The following is a 17,353-nucleotide window of genomic DNA, read 5'->3' on the forward strand; positions in this document are numbered from 1 at the left end:
TCGCCTCGGTTGTCACTGGGGGGTCGTAGACTTCGAAACCGTCTCACCCACCTCCCTCGCCCCCGCCGGGAGGTGCCCCGCCGACCGTTTCCCGGAGGTCTTCCGCCGTGGCCAAGCCGCCCTTCACGCACCTGCACGTCCATACCCAGTACTCGCTGCTGGACGGTGCCGCGCGGCTGAAGGACATGTTCAACGCGTGCAACGAGATGGGCATGTCGCATATCGCGATGACCGACCACGGCAACCTCCACGGCGCCTACGACTTCTTCCATCAGGCGAAAAAGGCGGGCGTCACCCCGATCATCGGCATCGAGGCGTATGTCGCCCCCGAGTCCCGCCGCAACAAGCGGCGCATCCAGTGGGGCCAGCCGCACCAGAAGCGCGACGACGTCTCCGGTTCCGGTGGTTACACCCACAAAACCATCTGGGCGGCCAACCGGACCGGTCTGCACAACCTCTTCCGGCTCTCCTCCGACGCGTACGCCGAGGGCTGGCTGACGAAGTGGCCCCGGATGGACAAGGAGACCATCGCGCAGTGGTCGGAGGGGCTGATCGCCTCCACCGGCTGCCCGTCGGGCGAGGTGCAGACCCGGCTGCGGCTCGGCCAGTTCGACGAGGCGGTGCAGGCGGCCTCCGACTACAAGGACATCTTCGGCGAGGGCCGGTACTTCCTGGAGCTGATGGATCACGGCATCGAGATCGAGCGGCGGGTGCGCGACGGTCTGCTGGAGATCGGCAAGAAGGTCGGCATCCCGCCGCTGGTCACCAACGACTCGCACTACACCTACGCGAACGAGTCCACCGCGCACGACGCCCTGCTGTGCATCCAGACCGGCAAGAACCTCTCCGACCCGGACCGCTTCCGCTTCGACGGCACCGGCTACTACCTCAAGTCGACGGACGAGATGTACGCCATCGACTCCTCCGACGCCTGGCAGGAGGGGTGCGCCAACACCCTCCTGGTCGCCCAGCAGATCAACAACGACGGCTGGTTCGACAAGCGTGACCTGATGCCGAAGTTCGACGTGCCCGAGGGGTTCACCGAGGTCACCTGGTTCCAGGAAGAGGTCCGGGTCGGCATGGCCCGCCGCTTCCCGAACGGGGTCCCCGAGGACCGCCAGAAGCAGGCCGAGTACGAGATGGACATCATCATCCAGATGGGGTTCCCCGGCTACTTCCTGGTGGTCGCCGACTTCATCATGTGGGCGAAGAACAACGGCATCGCGGTCGGCCCCGGCCGTGGCTCCGCGGCCGGCTCGATCGTCTCGTACGCCATGGGCATCACCGACCTCGACCCCATCGAGCACGGGCTGATCTTCGAGCGGTTCCTCAACCCCGAGCGCATCTCCATGCCCGACGTCGACATCGACTTCGACGAGCGCAGGCGCGTCGAAGTGATCCGGTATGTGACGGAGAAGTACGGCGCAGACAAGGTCGCCATGATCGGCACGTACGGCACCATCAAGGCGAAGAACGCCATCAAGGACTCCGCGCGCGTCCTGGGCTACCCGTACGCGATGGGCGACCGCCTCACCAAGGCGATGCCCGCCGATGTCCTCGGCAAGGGCATCGACCTCAACGGCATCACCGACCCCAAGCACCCGCGCTACGGCGAGGCGGGCGAGATCCGGGGGATGTACGAGAACGAACCGGACGTCAAGAAGGTCATCGACACCGCCAAGGGCGTCGAGGGCCTGGTCCGGCAGATGGGTGTGCACGCGGCCGGCGTGATCATGTCCAGCGAGACCATCACCGACCACGTCCCGGTCTGGGTGCGGCACACCGACGGCGTGACGATCACGCAGTGGGACTACCCCAGCTGTGAGTCGCTCGGCCTGCTGAAGATGGACTTCCTGGGCCTGCGCAACCTCACGATCATGGACGACGCCGTCAAGATGGTGAAGGCCAACAAGGGCGTCGACCTCGATCTCCTCTCCATCCCGCTGGACGATCCCAAGACCTACGAACTGCTCCAGCGCGGCGACACCCTCGGCGTCTTCCAGTTCGACGGCGGCCCGATGCGCTCGCTGCTGCGGCTGATGAAGCCCGACAACTTCGAGGACATTTCCGCCGTCTCGGCCCTGTACCGGCCCGGCCCGATGGGCATGAACTCGCACACGAACTACGCGCTGCGCAAGAACGGCCAGCAGGAGATCACCCCGATCCACCCGGAGCTGGAGGAGCCGCTCAAGGAGGTCCTCGGCCTCACCCACGGCCTGATCGTCTACCAGGAGCAGGTGCAGAAGGCCGCGCAGATCGTCGCCGGCTACTCCCTCGGCGAGGCCGACGTGCTGCGCCGCGTCATGGGCAAGAAGAAGAAGGAGGAGCTGGACAAGAACTTCGTGCTCTTCCAGGCCGGCGCGAAGAAGAAGGGCTTCTCGGACGCGGCGATCCAGGCCCTGTGGGACGTCCTGGTCCCCTTCGCCGGCTACGCCTTCAACAAGGCGCACTCCTCCGCGTACGGCCTGGTCACGTACTGGACCGCGTATCTGAAGGCCAACTACCCGGCCGAGTACATGTCCGGACTGCTCACCTCGGTGCGCGACGACAAGGACAAGTCGGCGGTCTATCTGAACGAGTGCCGCCGCATGGGCATCAAGGTGCTGCCGCCGAACGTCAACGAGTCGGAGGCGAACTTCGCCGCCCAGGGCGACGACGTGATCCTCTTCGGCCTCACCGCGGTCCGCAACGTCGGCCAGAACGTCGTCGATTCGATCATCCGCTGCCGCAAGTCCAAGGGGAAGTACGCCTCCTTCCCCGACTACCTCGACAAGGTCGACGCGGTCGCCTGCAACAAGCGCACCACCGAATCGCTGATCAAGGCCGGCGCCTTCGACGAGATGGGCCACACCCGCAAGGGGCTGACGGCGCACTACGAATCGATGATCGACAACGTCGTCCAGGTCAAGCGCAAGGAGGCCGAGGGGCAGTTCGACCTCTTCGGCGGGATGGGCGACAGCTCCGACGACGGCTCCGACGGCCCCGGCTTCGGGCTCGACGTCGAGTTCTCGGACATCGAGTGGGACAAGGCGTACCTCCTCGCCCAGGAGCGCGAGATGCTCGGCCTCTACGTCTCCGACCACCCGCTCTTCGGGCTGGAACACGTTCTGTCCGACAAGGCGGACGCGGCCATCGCCCAGCTGACCGGCGGCGACTACTCGGACGGCTCGATCGTCACCATCGGCGGCATCATCTCCGGCCTCCAGCGCAAGATGACCAAGCAGGGCAACGCCTGGGCCATCGCCACCGTCGAGGACCTCGCCGGCTCCATCGACTGCATGTTCTTCCCGGCGACCTACCAGCTGGTGTCGACCCAACTCGTCGAGGACACCGTGGTGTTCGTCAAGGGCCGGCTCGACAAGCGGGAGGACATCCCGCGGCTGGTCGCCATGGAGATGATGGTCCCCGACCTCTCCGAGGCGGGGGCGAACGCGCCGGTCACGATCATCATCCCGACGGTCAAGGTCACCCCGCCGATGGTCGAGAAGCTCGGTGAGGTGCTCAGCAGCCACCGCGGCTCCACGGAGGTGCGGATCAAGCTCCTGGGGGCCCGCAAGACCACCGTGCTCCGGCTGGACCGGCACCGGGTCACACCCGACCCGTCGCTGTTCGGCGATCTCAAGGTGCTGCTCGGCCCGTCCTGCCTGGCGGGCTGAGCCCCGGCGGGCCCCGGTCACCGGGCGCGGGGCCGCCGGTCCGTCCCGGTGGCGACGGCCCGGACGCCGCCGCACGCCCGGACGCCCCGTATGCGCGGGCGCCCGGGTCCGGCGGGCGCCCCGGCGAGGGCGGCCCGCCCCGGTGGCGGCGACGTTGCTCAGCCACAGCGGTGGTGTACCCGAACGGGTAACAACCGTGGGATGCGGCGGACCTCTGCGCGAAGAGCGTGTGCGCCGCAACCGGAACCCGTACGAGGGACGGCCGTCGGCCGGCCGCGGTGCCCAGGCCGAGGGGCGCGTCCGCACCGGGCGCGCCCCTCAACTCATCGGTGCGCTGTGTCAGTTGTGGCCGAAGCGCCGCTGGTGCTTGCGGGCGACGTCCGCCGGATTGCCCTGGGCCGACTGCTGTGGCTGGGATATCGCGTCGAGGGACGATTTCTGGGACTGCTCGTGACCGCGCTCGGCCGGTCCGGCCTTCTGCTGCTTATTTCGGTCTTTCTTGTGCTTGGCCATGATCATGCCTCCTGAGGGGGGATCCTGAGATCGGGGCCGGGACCAGACTTACACGCCGGACAAGGCACCGCATTTCGGGTAATTACCGCGGGTGATGCGGGAGGTCACGCGAACCACCCGGGATCCCCGCCGAATCCGCCACGCCGATGATCGAGTTCGGGCAGATAACCCCCGTACGGTCGGGCAGACTCGAAGGAAAGCCGAAGGAAACTCGTGCCACAGGCCGAGCCGGGGGGCGACCGGACTTCAGCACCTCAGGGAAGAGGGTGGAACGTGGATCGCTGCGTCGTCCTGGTGGACGCCGGATATTTGCTCGGCGCCGCCGCGAGTCTGCTCGCCGGAGAGCCTGCCCGGTCCCGGATCACCGTCGATCACGCCGCCCTCATCCAGGGCCTGCGGCAGCGGGCCGAGGCCGATACGGAACGGCCGTTGCTGCGGATCTACTGGTTCGACGGCGCCCCCGACCGCGTCCCGCAGCCCGAGCACCGCCGGCTCCGCGTCATGTCGCGGGTCACCGTCCGGCTCGGCGCCCTCACCCGCAGCGACGGACGCTGGGCGCAGAAGGGCGTGGACGCCGCCATGCACGCCGAGCTGACCGAACTCGCCCGCAACCGTGCCTGCTCCGACATCGTCCTCGTCACCGGCGACGGCGATCTGCTGCCCGGTCTGATGTCGGCGAAGGAGCACGGCGTCGCCGTCCACCTGTGGGCCGTCCAGGCCGCGGACGGCGACTACAACCAGTCCGAGGACCTGGTCGCGGAGGCCGACGAACGGCGGGTGCTGGACCGGGCCTGGATCACCCGGGCGGTACGCGCCAAGGAGATCGGCGGCCCCTGCGCACCGCCCCCCGTACCGCGCCCCGAGATCGCCGCGATCCTCTCCGCGCCGCTGCCGGAGTCCGCGGTCGCCGCCGCGGCCGCCGCCGCCACCGGGTCGGACACCACCGACCACGGCCACGAACGCCGCAACGGCACGAACGGTACGGCGCGGCCCGGGAGCACCGACGACAGCGCGACGGACGAGAACTCCGGCACCACCGGCCCCAGGGTCGTCCCCACGCCCAAGGATCTGGCCGGGCTGAGCCGGACCCACGCCGCGGGTCCGGGACCGGCCGCCCCGGCGTCCGGCGGCCAGCAGGTGCCCGCACCCAGCGCCACTCTGCGCTGGTCCTCCGACAAGGGGTGGGTCGAGCGCGGTGGCCCGGCGGGCGAACTGTCCGAGACCGCGTCCCTGCCGACCCTCGCCCAGCTGACCAGCGCCGAGCAGCGCTGGGCCGACCGTGAGGAGGACATCACGGCCGTCAGCGGCGACCCCTTCGAGGTCGGCCAGGTCTTCGCCCGGCGCTGGACCGAGCGGCTCTCCGGCACGGCGCATCTCCAGCAGCTCTCGGTGGAGTACCCGCGTATCCCGCACCGCATCGACGGCGAACTGCTCCGCTACGCCGCCCGGTTCGGCCTGCTCGCCCACAAGGACGACCAGATCGACGAGCACGACCGCTATGCGATCCGGGCCGGATTCTGGCGCGAGGTGGACCAGCGCACCGCCGCCGAGCGCACCCCGGCCGGGGACTGACGGCCGCATCCGGCCGCCCGCCGCGCGCGGCGGGCCCGCCGCACCTCGCCCGCCGGCCGCGCGCCCGCGTCCGTCCCCCGCGCACGGCCCGCCGCCCCGGCCCCGGTGCCGCCCCTGACCCGCGGGCCGGGGGCGGCACGGGGCCGCGTACCCTCATAGCTCGTGAGAACGGGCGCAAAACAGGTGGAGCGCGGCGCGACGGTGTGTGCCGTACGGGACCTGGTCAAGACGTACCCCGCGATGCGCGGGCGCCGCGGGGCGGCACAGGCGCCCGCGGTACGCGCCAGTGACGGCATCAGCCTCGACGTGCGGCGCGGCGAGATCTTCGGGCTGCTCGGCCCCAACGGCGCCGGCAAGTCCACCCTGGTGCGCCAGCTGACGGGACTGCTGCGACCGGATTCCGGCAGCGTGTCCGTGCTCGGCCACGACCTGGTGCGCCACCCTGAGCGGGCCGCGCGGCTGCTCGGCTATCTGGGTCAGGAGTCCACCGCGCTGGACGAGATGACCGTCGCGCTCGCCGTGGAGACCACCGGCCGGCTGCGCGGACTGACCGCGCGCGAGGCACGGGCCCGGCGGGACGCGGTCGTCGGTGAACTGGGCCTCGCGGACATCGCGGGCCGCGCCCTGAAGAAACTCTCCGGCGGACAGCGGCGGCTGGCGTGCTTCGCGGCCGTGCTGATCGGCGAGCGGCCGCTGCTGGTACTGGACGAGCCGACCACCGGTATGGACCCCGTCGCGCGGCGCGCGGTGTGGGCCGCGGTGGACCGGCGCCGGGCCGAGCGGGGTACCACCGTGGTGCTGGTGACGCACAACGTGCTGGAGGCCGAGAGCGTGCTGGACCGGGTCGCGGTGATCGACCGGGGCCGGGTCATCGCCTGCGACTCACCGGGCGGGCTGAAGGAACTGGTGGGGGAGGAGATCCGGCTGGAACTGGTGTGGCGGGATCAGCCGCCCCTGGACGTCCCCGAGGTCGCCGCCCTCGCCGCCACCGCCCGCGCGGCCGGCCGCCGCTGGACCCTCCGCCTCCCCGCCGGACAGGCCCGCGCCGCCGTCTCGGCCGTCACCGCGGGCCCGGCCTTCGCCGCCCTGGACGATTTCACCCTCGCCACGCCCAGCCTGGAGGACGTGTATCTGGCACTCGGCGGGCGCGGGGAAGGGCTGGTCAAGGGGTGAGGCGGGGGAGCGCGGCGGCCGCGGGCGGCGACCGCCCGGCGCCCGGCATGGCGGGTACGGGGGCGTACCGAAGACGTACCGAGGAAGGCTTGGTGGAGGCGTGAGTGTGGTTCCCGCGGAAGCGGTGGCCGGGACCGGAGTGGGCACCCCGGATCCCGGGGCGTGGCCCGAGGACGGCCCGGCCGCCCCGCTGGGGCCGCGCGCCCGCCTGTTCCCCGCGCTGGGCGCCGTCTACCGCGCCCAGCTCTCGCGGGCCCGGGTCGCCCGGATCCCCCTGCTCTTCGTCGCCACCTTCCAGTCCGTCGGGATCATGATCCTGATGCGCGGGGTGGTCGACGGCGGCGACGAGGCGCGGGCCGTGGTGTCCGGGGCCAGTGTGCTGGTCGTCGCCTTCGTGGCACTCAATCTGCTGGCGCAGTACTTCGGGCAGCTACGGGCCGGTGGCGGGCTCGACCACTACGCGACGCTGCCCGTGCCGCCGGCCGCGGTGGTGCTCGGGGCGGCCGGTGCGTACGCCTCGTTCACCGTGCCCGGCACGGTCGTCACCGCCGTCACCGGCTGTCTGCTCTTCCAGCTGCCGATGGCCAACCTGTGGATACTGGCCGCCGTGATCCCGCTGGCCGGTGCGGCGCTCGCCGGCCTCGGCGCCGCCCTCGGACTGCTCGCCCCCCGCCCTGAACTGGCCACCCTCTGTGGTCAGTTGGGCATGTCGGCGGCGCTGCTGCTGGGCGTACTGCCGGCCGGCCGGCTGCCCGCGCCGATCGGTTACGCCCGCGATCTGCTGCCCTCGACGTACGGGGTGGAGGCGCTGGGGCGGAGCTTCGACGCCCGCCCCGACTGGTGGGCGATCGGCGCCGACCTGGGCGTTTGTGCGGCCGTCGGCGTGCTCTCGCTGGCCGTCGCGGCCTGGGCGTACCGCCGGGCGGCGGTCCGGTGACCGGGCCGACAGGCCCGAACGGGCGTCCTGCTGCTGGCGGCACGGCGCCGACCTGGCACGATGACAAGGTGACCGCACCGCTGACGCCACGCGACGACCAACCGCCCGAAGAGCCGCGGAACCCCTGGGCCGCGCCCGCCACCGGGGGAGCCACGGCCGACCCCGACGGGTACGGGGCCGCGGAACACGGCGGCCTCGGCGGCCCCGGATTCCGCCGCGAGCTGGTCGAGGGCGCCGTGCTCGCGCTCGTCCTGGCGGTCAGCGGTGTGCTGCTCGGTGTGCTGTGGGCGTGGCTGGCGCCGCACACCCCGCTGATCGCGGACACCCGCAACGTCTACCTCAAGAACGCCGAGGGGGAGGAGGCGATCGGCGCGGACGGCACGTTCGTGCTGCTGGCCCTCGGTTTCGGGGCGCTCAGCGCCGCCGTGGTGTTCCTCTTCCGCCGGCGGGGCGGGCTTCCGCTGGTGGCGGCGCTGGTCGTCGGCGGGCTGCTCGCCGCGGTGGTGGGCTGGCTGACGGGCATGTGGCTGGGCCCCACACCGGATGTCGTCGCCCACGCCAAGGAGGTCGGCACCGGGGTGACCTTCTACGGCCCGCTGCGGCTCCAGGCCAAGGGCGTGCTGCTGGCCTGGCCGATCGCCGCGATGGTGGTGCAGGTGGTGCTGACCGGGCTGTTCGGGCCGCGCGACCCGGAGCAGCCGCCCGTGGTGCCGGACTGGTCCGGCCACCTGGGACCGCAGGAGCGGTGACGACGGCCGGTCCCGGCGCCCGGCCCGTGACATCCGGCCGGCGGGCGCCGCGGACCGGAGCCGTCCGGCAGGTCCCGGTCCCCGGGGCCTCAGGACGGCCGGCGTCCGTGGTTGGCCCGGCGCTTCCTGATGCGCCACTTCCGCTTGCGGGTCCTCTTCGACATGGCGTACCTCCACCCCGGTCGTAGCCGAGGAGGCGCCCGCCGTAAAGGCTCCGGACGGGCCCGCGGCCGCCGTACGGCGCCGTCCGCGGCTGTTCTCGGCCATGCCCGCCCGGCTGCCCGGGGCCCGGCCGCCACGATCCGGTCCCATGAGCCGGTCCGTCGCCCCGGCTCCGTCAACCCGGCCCCGTGACCCGGGCCTCGCCCCCGGGCTCAGCCGCGGGCGATCGGTGCCAGCCGCGCGCCGGTCAGCGCGACCAGATCGGCGGGGGACAGCTCGACCTCCAGGCCGCGCCGGCCCGCCGAGACGCAGACCGTCGGCCGGCCCTCGGCCGATACGTCCACCACCGTCCGCAGCCGTTTGCGCTGGCCGAGCGGCGAGATGCCGCCGAGGACGTACCCCGTGCTCCGCTCGGCCGCCGCCGGATCGGCCATCGCGGCCCGCTTGCCGCCCACCGCGGCCGCCAGCGCCTTGAGATCCAGGGAGCCGGACACCGGGACCACCGCGACGGTCAGGGTGCCGTCCACCTCCGCCAGCAGGGTCTTGAACACCTGCTCCGGTGCGACGCCGAGCGCCTCGGCGGCCTCCTCGCCGTACGAGGCGGCGGCCGGGTCGTGCTCGTACGCGTGCACCGTGAACGCGACACCGGAGGCGGTGAGCGCGACGGTCGCCGGGGTGCCGCCGGCGCCGGACCGCGACGGTTCGTGCTTCGCCTGCTTCTTCGACTTCTTCGACAACTGGGGAGCGCCTCGCGTCAGTTGGGGCTGGTCGGCTGCCGGGTCAGATTCACGGCCGGCAGCGACGGGAGCTTACCGAGCAGCGCCGACTCCTGGCGAAGGAGTTTCAGCTCCTGGGTGAGCCGGGTCGCGGTGTCCGCCGCCTCCAGCAGCCGCTGCTTGGCGGGGATGTCCAGTACGGCCGCGGCGGCCACGAGGTAGGAGAGCACGGCCGGGTCGGCGGGCAGGTCCTGCCCGGTGGACAGGGTGCGTTCGTTCGCCCACGCCAGCCGCTTCTGATAGGTGCGGAAGGCCCGTACGACGCCCGAGGCGAGCGCCCCCGCGCCGGTCCCCTCGCCCTCCTCCAGCTCCACCACCTCGCCCGTCAGATACGGCCCCGAGGCGTCCACCGACAGCAGCCGGAAACGGCGGGTGCCGGTCGCCAGCACCTCGTAGCCGCTGTCGTCGTCGGACGACCTGGCACGGATGGTCGCCGCGTCCGCGATGCAGCCCACCGGATGGAACGCCCGCATCGGGTCGTCGCCGAAGCCCGCCGTGGGGCCTTCGGCGGCGGGCAGGGTGGCGTCCGGCATGCCGTGCGCGGTGGGGGCGACCTCATGGCCGTCCCGGATGGCGATCACGCCGAACCGGCGGTCGTCCTCGGGCCTGGCGGCCAGATCGCGCATCATCGCCCGGTACCGCGCCTCGAAGACGTTCAGCGGGAGCACGAGTCCCGGGAACAGCACCGAGTTCAGCGGGAAGAGCGGCAGGCGCACGGAAGTCACAGTCGGCAAGCCTAGAGCCTGCGGCCCCGGGCGCCCCCCACGGGCCGGTACGCGGAGCGCGAACGGCGGGCCGGGGCCGCGGGACCCCGCCCCGGCCCGCCGTCCGCTACTGCCGCCGCAGCAGCCGGGACGCACCCGCCGCGACCGTCGTGGCCAGCACCCACCCGGCGAGGATCAGTACGGCCGCCACCCACTGCGCGCCGCCGGCCGGCTTCCAGGCGGTGCCCTGGTTGAGGTCCACCACCGGCAGCAGCAGATCCAGGGCGTAGAGGTACGGGTTCCAGACCGGCGCCTCCTCCGGTTTGAGCGGCGGCGGCGGGGACCCGGCGAAATAGGCCGCGCCGATCGCCCACAGGATGGCCATCCACACCGCGGCCCGGCCGGGGCGGTAGCCGTACGCCACCGTCCAGTCCTGGAGGAAGCCCCATGCCTTCCCCGCCAGGGGGAGCGTCTCGCGGCGGCGGCGCTGCTTGGCCAGCAGCACCTCCCGGGCGCCGGAGTCCTCGCCGCTGCGGCGCAGCGCGGCGGCGAGCATCTCGTACGGTTCGGGTGCGTACTCGGGCGTCGCCGCCGCCACCCAGCGCAGCCGCACGGTGAGCGGGAAACGGCCGTGCGGGACCAGCGTCTCGTAGGCGAAACCGGCCATCCACAGCCCGCCGAGCCCCGGCCAGCTCGCCGATCTGTCGACGAGGGTGACCACCCGGGCGCCGGAGAGGACCACCCGGCCGCGCTGCGGACGCTCGCCGAGGAACCGCAGTTCGGGCGTCTGGATGCGGCGCAGCGACAGCTCCTGGTCGGACTCCATGACGAACCGGGCGTCCTCCAGGTCGATCGCGTCGCCGAACCGCCCGTCGTCCAGCCGCATCCCGCCCTCGCACTCGAAGCGCTGCATGCGGGTGCCGCGGGAGGGGGTGTGCGAGATGCCGTACGGGGGCGTGACGCCGCTGGAGAAGGGGGAGTTCGCCAGGCCCGCGGCCGTCAGATAGAGGGTGCGCTCGACGGTCAGCTGCGGGGCGTTCAGCGCGCGGCGGCCGAAGGGGTTGCTCAGCCGGCTGCCGCGCAGGCTGAGCGTGACGCCGACCGTGGCGCCGCGCAGCGACAGCTCGCCGTAGGACTCGATCATCTCGGCCTGGAGGTCCTGGGCGACGGTCATACCGTCCGCCATGATCGACCTGCCCTGCCGGTCCTTGTGCACCACGATCTGGTTGAGCAGCAGGTCCGTGCCTATCTGGGCGTCCGTGAGCCGGACGCCGGACTGCACCACGCAGCGCGGCAGATGCAGATCGCCCTCGGTGTGCAGCCGGGCCGCCTCCACCCGGGGGATCGCGCAGTTCACCAGCCGCAGGGTCGTGAACCGGCTCTCGGGCAGCACCACCTCCGCCTCGAAGCGGCAGTCGCGCAGCTCCACGAATGGCTTGATCGTGCCGCCCGCGAGGTCGAGGGTGTCCGTGATGTACGCGCCGGTGAGCTTGAGCGCGGCGACCCGGCCCGGCTGGGCGTGCGGGCTCTCCAGCAGCAGCAGGGCCACGACGCGGGCCCGCACCCGGCGCTCCGGCCCCCACAGATGCTGTCCGTGCGGATCGTCCCGGACCGGATCGCCCACGTGCAGATCGCAGGTGCTGCCGTTGCGGAACGCCTGCCACATGCCCCATTCCGCCGAGGTCAGCCGCAGGTCCGCGGGCGCGTCGCCGTCCTCGTGCTCGGTCACGTGGGCTCCCCCCTTCCCGTCGCCGTACGTCTGTACGGATGCCATGCCCGGTGGTGACCGCTTGAACACGCGCGGTGAGGGTCAACTCCGGTCAACTTCCGGTGGTCCGGACACGTGGCCGGAATTGGCCTGGTCCGGACGGTTCCGGCCGCCGTCCGGACCGGGCCGCGCCGGGTATCACTGAGTGATACGGCCGCTCGGGCCCGAGAACCGGTCTGAGACACTGGGACTGTGATCTCCCGAATCGATCTGCGCGGTGACGCCCTCCCCGAGGGCGGCGCCCTGCGCGACCTGCTGCCCCGTGCCGAGTTCGACGTGGAAGCCGCCCTGGAGAAGGTGCGGCCCATCTGCGAGGACGTACGCCATCGCGGCACCGCGGCGCTGATCGAGTACGCGCGGCGGTTCGACGGCGTCGACATCGAGCGGGTGCGGGTACCGGCCGAGGCGCTCGACCGCGCCCTCCAGGAGCTGGATCCGGCCGTCCGGGCCGCCCTGGAGGAGTCCATCCGGCGCGCCCGGATCGTCCACCGTGAGCAGCGCCGTACGGACACCACCACCCGGGTCGTCCCCGGCGGCACGGTCACCGAACGCTGGGTGCCGGTCGAACGGGTCGGCCTGTACGTCCCCGGCGGTCTGGCCGTCTACCCCTCCTCCGTCGTGATGAACGTCGTCCCGGCCCAGGAGGCCGGGGTCGCGGGCATCGCCGTCACCTCCCCGCCGCAGAAGGAGTTCGGCGGCCTGCCGCACCCGACGATCCTCGCCGCCTGCGCCCTCCTCGGCGTCGACGAGGTCTATGCCGCCGGCGGCGCCCAGGCCATCGCGATGTTCGCGTACGGCACCGACGAATGCCCGCCGGTCAATCTCGTCACCGGCCCCGGCAACATCTTCGTCGCCTCCGCCAAGCGCCTGCTCAAGGGCCGGATCGGTATCGACGCCGAGGCCGGGCCGACCGAGATCGCGGTCCTCGCGGACGCCACCGCCGACCCCGAGCACGTCGCCGCCGACCTGATCAGCCAGGCCGAGCACGACACCCTCGCCGCGGCCGTCCTGGTCACCGACTCCGCCGAGCTGGCCGAGGCCACCGAGGCCGCGCTGAAGCGGCAGGCCGAGGCCACCAAGCACACCGAACGGATCACCACGGCGCTGGCCGGCCGGCAGTCCGCGATCGTCCTCGTCGACGGCCTCGACGCGGGCCTGAAGGTCGTGGACGCCTACGGCGCCGAACACCTGGAGATCCAGACCGCCGACGCCTCCGCCGTCGCCGCCCGGGTCCGCAACGCCGGCGCGGTCTTCGTCGGCCCGTACGCCCCCGTCTCGCTCGGCGACTACTGCGCCGGCTCCAACCACGTCCTGCCGACCGGCGGCTGCGCCTGCCACTCCTCGGGCCTGTCCGTGCAGTCCTTCCTGCGCGGCATCCATGTCGTGGACTACTCCCGCGACGCGCTGGCCGAGGTCGCCCACCATGTGGTGACCCTCGCCGAGGCCGAGGATCTGCCGGCCCACGGCGCCGCGCTGAAGGCCAGGTTCGACTGGAAGGTCCCGCAGAGCAAGTGAGCAGGCACGTGACCGGCATCGACGATCTCCCCATCCGCGACGAGCTCCGCGGCAAGTCCCCGTACGGCGCCCCGCAGCTCGACGTCCCCGTACGGCTGAACACCAACGAGAACCCCTACCCGCTGCCCGAACCGCTGGTGCGGCGGATCGCCGAGCGGGTCACCGAGGCCGCCCGGCACCTCAACCGCTACCCCGACCGGGACGCCGTCGAGCTGCGCACCGGGCTCGCCGCGTACCTCACCCGCACCGGCGGCCACCCGGTCACCGCCGCCCAGGTCTGGGCCGCCAACGGCTCCAACGAGGTCATCCAGCAGCTGCTCCAGACCTTCGGCGGCCCCGGCCGCACGGCCCTCGGCTTCGAGCCGTCGTACTCCATGCACGCGCTGATCTCGCGCGGTACGGGCACCGGCTGGATCTCCGGACCGCGCGGCGACGACTTCACGATCGACGTGGCGGCGGCGACCGCCGAGATCGCCGCGCACCGGCCCCACGTGGTCTTCATCTGCTCGCCGAACAACCCCACCGGCACCGCCGTCGAGGCCGGTACCGTCCTCGCGCTGTACGAGGCGGCGCAGGCCGCCCGTGCCGACGGCGCCGGGGCACTGGTCGTGGTGGACGAGGCGTACGGCGAGTTCAGCCACCGCCCCTCACTGCTGCCGCTGATCGAGGGCCGGCCGAATCTGGTCGTCTCCCGGACCATGTCCAAGGCGTTCGGCGCCGCCGGGCTCCGGCTCGGCTATCTGGCCGCCGACCCCGCGGTGGTCGACGCCGTCCAGCTCGTCCGGCTCCCGTACCACCTCTCGTCCGTCACCCAGGCCACCGCGCTCGCCGCCCTGGAGCACACCGACACCCTGCTGAAGTACGTCGAGCAGCTCAAGGCCGAGCGGGACCGCCTGGTCACCGAGCTGCGCGCCATCGGCTGCGAGGTCGTCACCTCCGACGCCAACTTCGTCCAGTTCGGCCGCTTCGACGACGCGCACGCCGCCTGGCAGGCGATCCTCGACCACGGCGTGCTGGTCCGCGACAACGGCGTACCGGGCTGGCTGCGGGTCACCGCGGGCACCCCGGCCGAGAACGACGCGTTCCTCGACGCGGTGCGCACGCTCTGCAAAGAACGCAGCCTGAAGGAGAACAAGCGATGACCCGCGTTGGGCGCGTGGAGCGCACCACCAAGGAGACGACGGTGCTGGTCGAGATCGACCTCGACGGCACCGGACAGGTCGATGTGTCGACCGGGGTCGGCTTCTACGACCACATGCTGGACCAGCTCGGCCGGCACGGCCTCTTCGACCTGCGGGTCAAGACCGAGGGCGATCTGCACATCGACACCCACCACACCATCGAGGACACCGCCCTCGCGCTCGGCGCCGCCTTCAAGCAGGCCCTCGGCGACAAGGTCGGCATCTACCGCTTCGGCAACTGCACCGTCCCGCTGGACGAGTCGCTCGCCCAGGTCACGGTGGACCTCTCCGGCCGCCCGTACCTGGTGCACACCGAGCCGGAGTCGATGGCGCCGATGATCGGCAGCTACGACACGACGATGACCCGGCACATCTTCGAGTCCTTCGTCGCGCAGGCCCAGATCGCCCTGCACATCCACGTGCCGTACGGCCGCAACGCCCACCACATCGTGGAGTGCCAGTTCAAGGCGCTGGCCCGCGCCCTGCGCTACGCCAGCGAACGCGACCCGCGCGCGGCCGGCATCCTCCCCTCCACGAAGGGCGCGCTGTGAGCGACGCACGAGCGGCCGCCGGGCCGCAGCCGACCATGATGACCGCACCGCTGCGCCGCTCGGGCGGAGCCGGGGGCACCTCCCGGGCGTCAGCCCTGGGGGAGACCGGGGGGATGCAGTGAACGGCCTGTCGACCGTCTTCATCATCGTCGGCCTCTTCCTCCTCGGCGGCGTCTACTCCTTCTGGAAGCAGAAGCTGCCCAAGAGCGTGGTCGTGCTGCTCGCCATCGGCTCCGCGATGTGCCTGACCGCCGGTGTGCTGCGGCTGGGGGTGTGGAATTGACCGCCGCGAAGAAGGTCGTCGTCCTCGACTACGGCTTCGGCAACATCCGCTCCGCCGAGCGCGCCCTCGCCCACGTCGGCGCCGAGGTGGAGATCACCCGGGACTACGACCGGGCGATGAACGCCGACGGCCTGCTGGTCCCCGGCGTGGGCGCGTTCGCCGCCTGTATGCAGGGGCTGCGGGACGTCCGCGGCGACTGGATCGTGGGACGGCGGCTGTCCGGCAGCCGCCCCGTCATGGGCATCTGCGTCGGCATGCAGATCCTCTTCGGCCGCGGTATCGAGCACGGCGTGGAGACCGAGGGCCTGGACGAGTGGCCCGGTACGGTCGGCCCACTCAAGGCCGACGTCGTCCCGCACATGGGCTGGAACACCGTCGAGGCCCCCGCGGACTCGCGGCTCTTCGCCGGGCTGGACGCCGACGTCCGCTACTACTTCGTGCACTCCTACGCGGTGCACGACTGGGAGCTGGAGACCGGCAACCGGAACATCACCGCGCCGAAGGTCACCTGGGCCACGCACGGCGAGCCGTTCGTGGCCGCCGTCGAGAACGGCCCGCTGTGGGCCACCCAGTTCCACCCCGAGAAGTCCGGCGACGCCGGTGCCCAGCTGCTGACCAACTGGATTGAGACGCTCTGATGACGAAGCTCGAACTGCTCCCCGCCGTGGATGTCCGCGAGGGCCAGGCCGTCCGCCTCGTCCACGGCGAGTCCGGATCCGAGACGTCCTACGGCGACCCGCTCCAGGCCGCCCTCGCCTGGCAGCGCGCGGGCGCCGAATGGCTGCACCTGGTGGACCTCGACGCGGCCTTCGGCACCGGCGACAACCGGGCGCGGATCGCCGAGGTCGCCGCCTCCATGGACATCAAGGTCGAGCTGTCCGGCGGTATCCGCGACGACGCGTCGCTGGCCGCGGCGCTCGCCACCGGCTGCCGCCGGGTCAACCTCGGCACCGCGGCGCTGGAGACCCCCGAGTGGGTCGCCAAGGTCATCGCCGAACACGGCAACCAGATCGCGGTCGGCCTGGACGTCCGCGGCACCACCCTGCGCGGCCGCGGCTGGACCCGCGACGGCGGCGACCTCTACGAGACGCTGACCCGCCTGGACGCCGAGGGCTGCGCCCGCTACGTCGTCACCGACATCAACAAGGACGGCACCCTCCAGGGCCCCAACCTGGAGCTGCTCAGGAACGTCTGCGCGGCCACCGACCGACCCGTCGTCGCCTCCGGCGGCGTCTCCTCGCTTGACGATCTCCGGGCGCTTGCGACCCTGGTACCGGAGGGTGTCGAAGGCGCGATCGTCGGCAAGGCGCTGTACGCGAAGGCGTTCACCCTGGAAGAGGCGCTGGCGGCAGTGTCGTAGGGCGTAACCGAAAGGCGGCGTGATGACCATCGAGCGCGTACGGACCGGCAGTCCCTGGGAAGAGGCCATCGGCTTCGCACGCGCCGTGGCGGCCGGCGACCGGGTCCTGGTCGCCGGCACGATGCCCCTGGTCGACGGCGTCCTGCACGGCGACGGCGACCCCTACGAACAGACCAAGGTCGCCTTCACCAACGCGCTGGCGGCGATCGAACCGTTCGGCCTGGGCGCCGACGCCGTCCTGCGCACCCGGATGTACCTGACCCATCTGCGTGATGTGGACGCGGTGAGCCGCGCCCACCGGGAACTCTTCGAGGCCGTCCGCCCGGCCGCGACCCTGGTCGTGGTCTCCGGCTTCGTCGATTCCCGCGTACTGGTCGAAGTAGAGCTCGAAGCCTTCCGAGGCTGCCATTCCCCGGGGGGCGACCCCCGCACCCCCGAAGGAGTCTGATCCGC

16 protein-coding genes are annotated in these 17,353 nt (G+C 72.1%); 12 read left to right on the top strand and 4 right to left on the bottom strand.

Features of this window, described 5'->3' with window-relative positions:
• The first annotated feature begins 107 nt into the window (after positions 1-107).
• Entirely contained in the window at positions 108-3,656 is a 3,549-nt protein-coding gene (dnaE, locus tag ACLJWH_RS07265) for a DNA polymerase III subunit alpha (protein WP_411140745.1), read from the top strand.
• A gap of 339 nt (positions 3,657-3,995) precedes the next feature.
• Here dnaE and ACLJWH_RS07270 read toward each other — a convergent pair whose 3' ends face one another.
• Positions 3,996-4,169, bottom strand: a complete 174-nt coding sequence (locus ACLJWH_RS07270; protein WP_411140746.1) for a hypothetical protein — start codon at positions 4,167-4,169, stop codon at positions 3,996-3,998.
• A gap of 273 nt (positions 4,170-4,442) precedes the next feature.
• On the opposite strand from ACLJWH_RS07270, the gene ACLJWH_RS07275 reads away from it, so the two are divergent.
• The 4 genes from ACLJWH_RS07275 (at position 4,443) to ACLJWH_RS07290 (ending at position 8,600) form a co-directional block, all read left to right on the top strand.
• Positions 4,443-5,741: an NYN domain-containing protein gene (locus ACLJWH_RS07275; RefSeq protein ID WP_411140747.1), complete on the top strand. Its 1,299-nt coding sequence runs from the start codon at positions 4,443-4,445 to the stop codon at positions 5,739-5,741.
• 240 nt (positions 5,742-5,981) lie between these two features.
• Entirely contained in the window at positions 5,982-6,914 is a 933-nt protein-coding gene (locus tag ACLJWH_RS07280) for an ABC transporter ATP-binding protein (protein WP_411140894.1), read from the top strand.
• A 124-nt stretch (positions 6,915-7,038) separates the two neighbouring features.
• Positions 7,039-7,851, top strand: a complete 813-nt coding sequence (locus ACLJWH_RS07285; protein WP_411140895.1) for an ABC transporter permease — start codon at positions 7,039-7,041, stop codon at positions 7,849-7,851.
• Between the two features lie 68 nt (positions 7,852-7,919).
• Entirely contained in the window at positions 7,920-8,600 is a 681-nt protein-coding gene (locus tag ACLJWH_RS07290) for an ABC transporter permease (RefSeq protein WP_411140748.1), read from the top strand.
• 374 nt (positions 8,601-8,974) lie between these two features.
• On the opposite strand, the gene ybaK is transcribed toward ACLJWH_RS07290, so the two are convergent.
• From ybaK to ACLJWH_RS07305, 3 genes are all read right to left on the bottom strand, one after another.
• Positions 8,975-9,499 (bottom strand): Cys-tRNA(Pro) deacylase, encoded by a 525-nt coding sequence (gene ybaK, locus ACLJWH_RS07295; RefSeq protein ID WP_411140749.1) that lies wholly within the window; start codon positions 9,497-9,499, stop codon positions 8,975-8,977.
• A gap of 17 nt (positions 9,500-9,516) precedes the next feature.
• Entirely contained in the window at positions 9,517-10,263 is a 747-nt protein-coding gene (locus tag ACLJWH_RS07300; protein WP_411140750.1) for an LON peptidase substrate-binding domain-containing protein, read from the bottom strand.
• A gap of 106 nt (positions 10,264-10,369) precedes the next feature.
• A complete protein-coding gene (locus tag ACLJWH_RS07305; protein WP_411140751.1) occupies positions 10,370-11,971 on the bottom strand; it encodes an oxidoreductase in 1,602 nt (533 codons plus the stop codon).
• A gap of 231 nt (positions 11,972-12,202) precedes the next feature.
• On the opposite strand from ACLJWH_RS07305, the gene hisD reads away from it, so the two are divergent.
• The 7 genes from hisD (at position 12,203) to ACLJWH_RS07340 (ending at position 17,348) form a co-directional block, all read left to right on the top strand.
• On the top strand, positions 12,203-13,525 hold the full coding sequence (gene hisD / locus ACLJWH_RS07310) for a histidinol dehydrogenase (protein WP_411140752.1): 1,323 nt from the start codon (positions 12,203-12,205) through the stop codon (positions 13,523-13,525).
• Positions 13,526-13,533: 8 nt separating this feature from the next.
• The gene (locus ACLJWH_RS07315; protein ID WP_411140896.1) at positions 13,534-14,667 is read left to right on the top strand and encodes a histidinol-phosphate transaminase; all 1,134 of its coding nucleotides are present in this window, start codon (positions 13,534-13,536) and stop codon (positions 14,665-14,667) included.
• A complete protein-coding gene (gene hisB / locus ACLJWH_RS07320) occupies positions 14,664-15,257 on the top strand; it encodes an imidazoleglycerol-phosphate dehydratase HisB (protein WP_411140753.1) in 594 nt (197 codons plus the stop codon). The genes ACLJWH_RS07315 and hisB overlap by 4 nt, the downstream gene beginning before the upstream one ends.
• A gap of 118 nt (positions 15,258-15,375) precedes the next feature.
• The gene (locus tag ACLJWH_RS07325) at positions 15,376-15,540 is read left to right on the top strand and encodes a hypothetical protein (RefSeq protein WP_411140754.1); all 165 of its coding nucleotides are present in this window, start codon (positions 15,376-15,378) and stop codon (positions 15,538-15,540) included.
• On the top strand, positions 15,537-16,178 hold the full coding sequence (gene hisH / locus ACLJWH_RS07330; RefSeq protein WP_411140755.1) for an imidazole glycerol phosphate synthase subunit HisH: 642 nt from the start codon (positions 15,537-15,539) through the stop codon (positions 16,176-16,178). The genes ACLJWH_RS07325 and hisH overlap by 4 nt, the downstream gene beginning before the upstream one ends.
• A complete protein-coding gene (priA, locus tag ACLJWH_RS07335) occupies positions 16,178-16,900 on the top strand; it encodes a bifunctional 1-(5-phosphoribosyl)-5-((5-phosphoribosylamino)methylideneamino)imidazole-4-carboxamide isomerase/phosphoribosylanthranilate isomerase PriA (RefSeq protein ID WP_411140756.1) in 723 nt (240 codons plus the stop codon). Before hisH ends, priA begins: the two co-directional genes overlap by 1 nt.
• Positions 16,901-16,922: 22 nt before the next feature.
• On the top strand, positions 16,923-17,348 hold the full coding sequence (locus ACLJWH_RS07340) for a RidA family protein (RefSeq protein ID WP_411140757.1): 426 nt from the start codon (positions 16,923-16,925) through the stop codon (positions 17,346-17,348).
• Positions 17,349-17,353: the final 5 nt, after the last annotated feature.

The sequence above is a fragment of the Streptomyces sp. x-80 genome, from assembly GCF_046549095.1.
Taxonomy (GTDB): Bacteria; Actinomycetota; Actinomycetes; order Streptomycetales; family Streptomycetaceae; genus Streptomyces; species Streptomyces celluloflavus.

What these genes read in the sequence shown, in the direction of transcription:
- ACLJWH_RS07270 (WP_411140746.1), bottom strand. Translation starts at nt 4,169, where the DNA reads ATGGCCAAGCACAAGAAAGACCGAAATAAGCAGCAGAAGGCCGGACCG.
- ACLJWH_RS07280 (WP_411140894.1), top strand. Translation starts at nt 5,982, where the DNA reads ATGCGCGGGCGCCGCGGGGCGGCACAGGCGCCCGCGGTACGCGCCAGT.
- hisB (WP_411140753.1), top strand. Translation starts at nt 14,664, where the DNA reads ATGACCCGCGTTGGGCGCGTGGAGCGCACCACCAAGGAGACGACGGTG.
- priA (WP_411140756.1), top strand. Translation starts at nt 16,178, where the DNA reads ATGACGAAGCTCGAACTGCTCCCCGCCGTGGATGTCCGCGAGGGCCAG.
- ACLJWH_RS07340 (WP_411140757.1), top strand. Translation starts at nt 16,923, where the DNA reads ATGACCATCGAGCGCGTACGGACCGGCAGTCCCTGGGAAGAGGCCATC.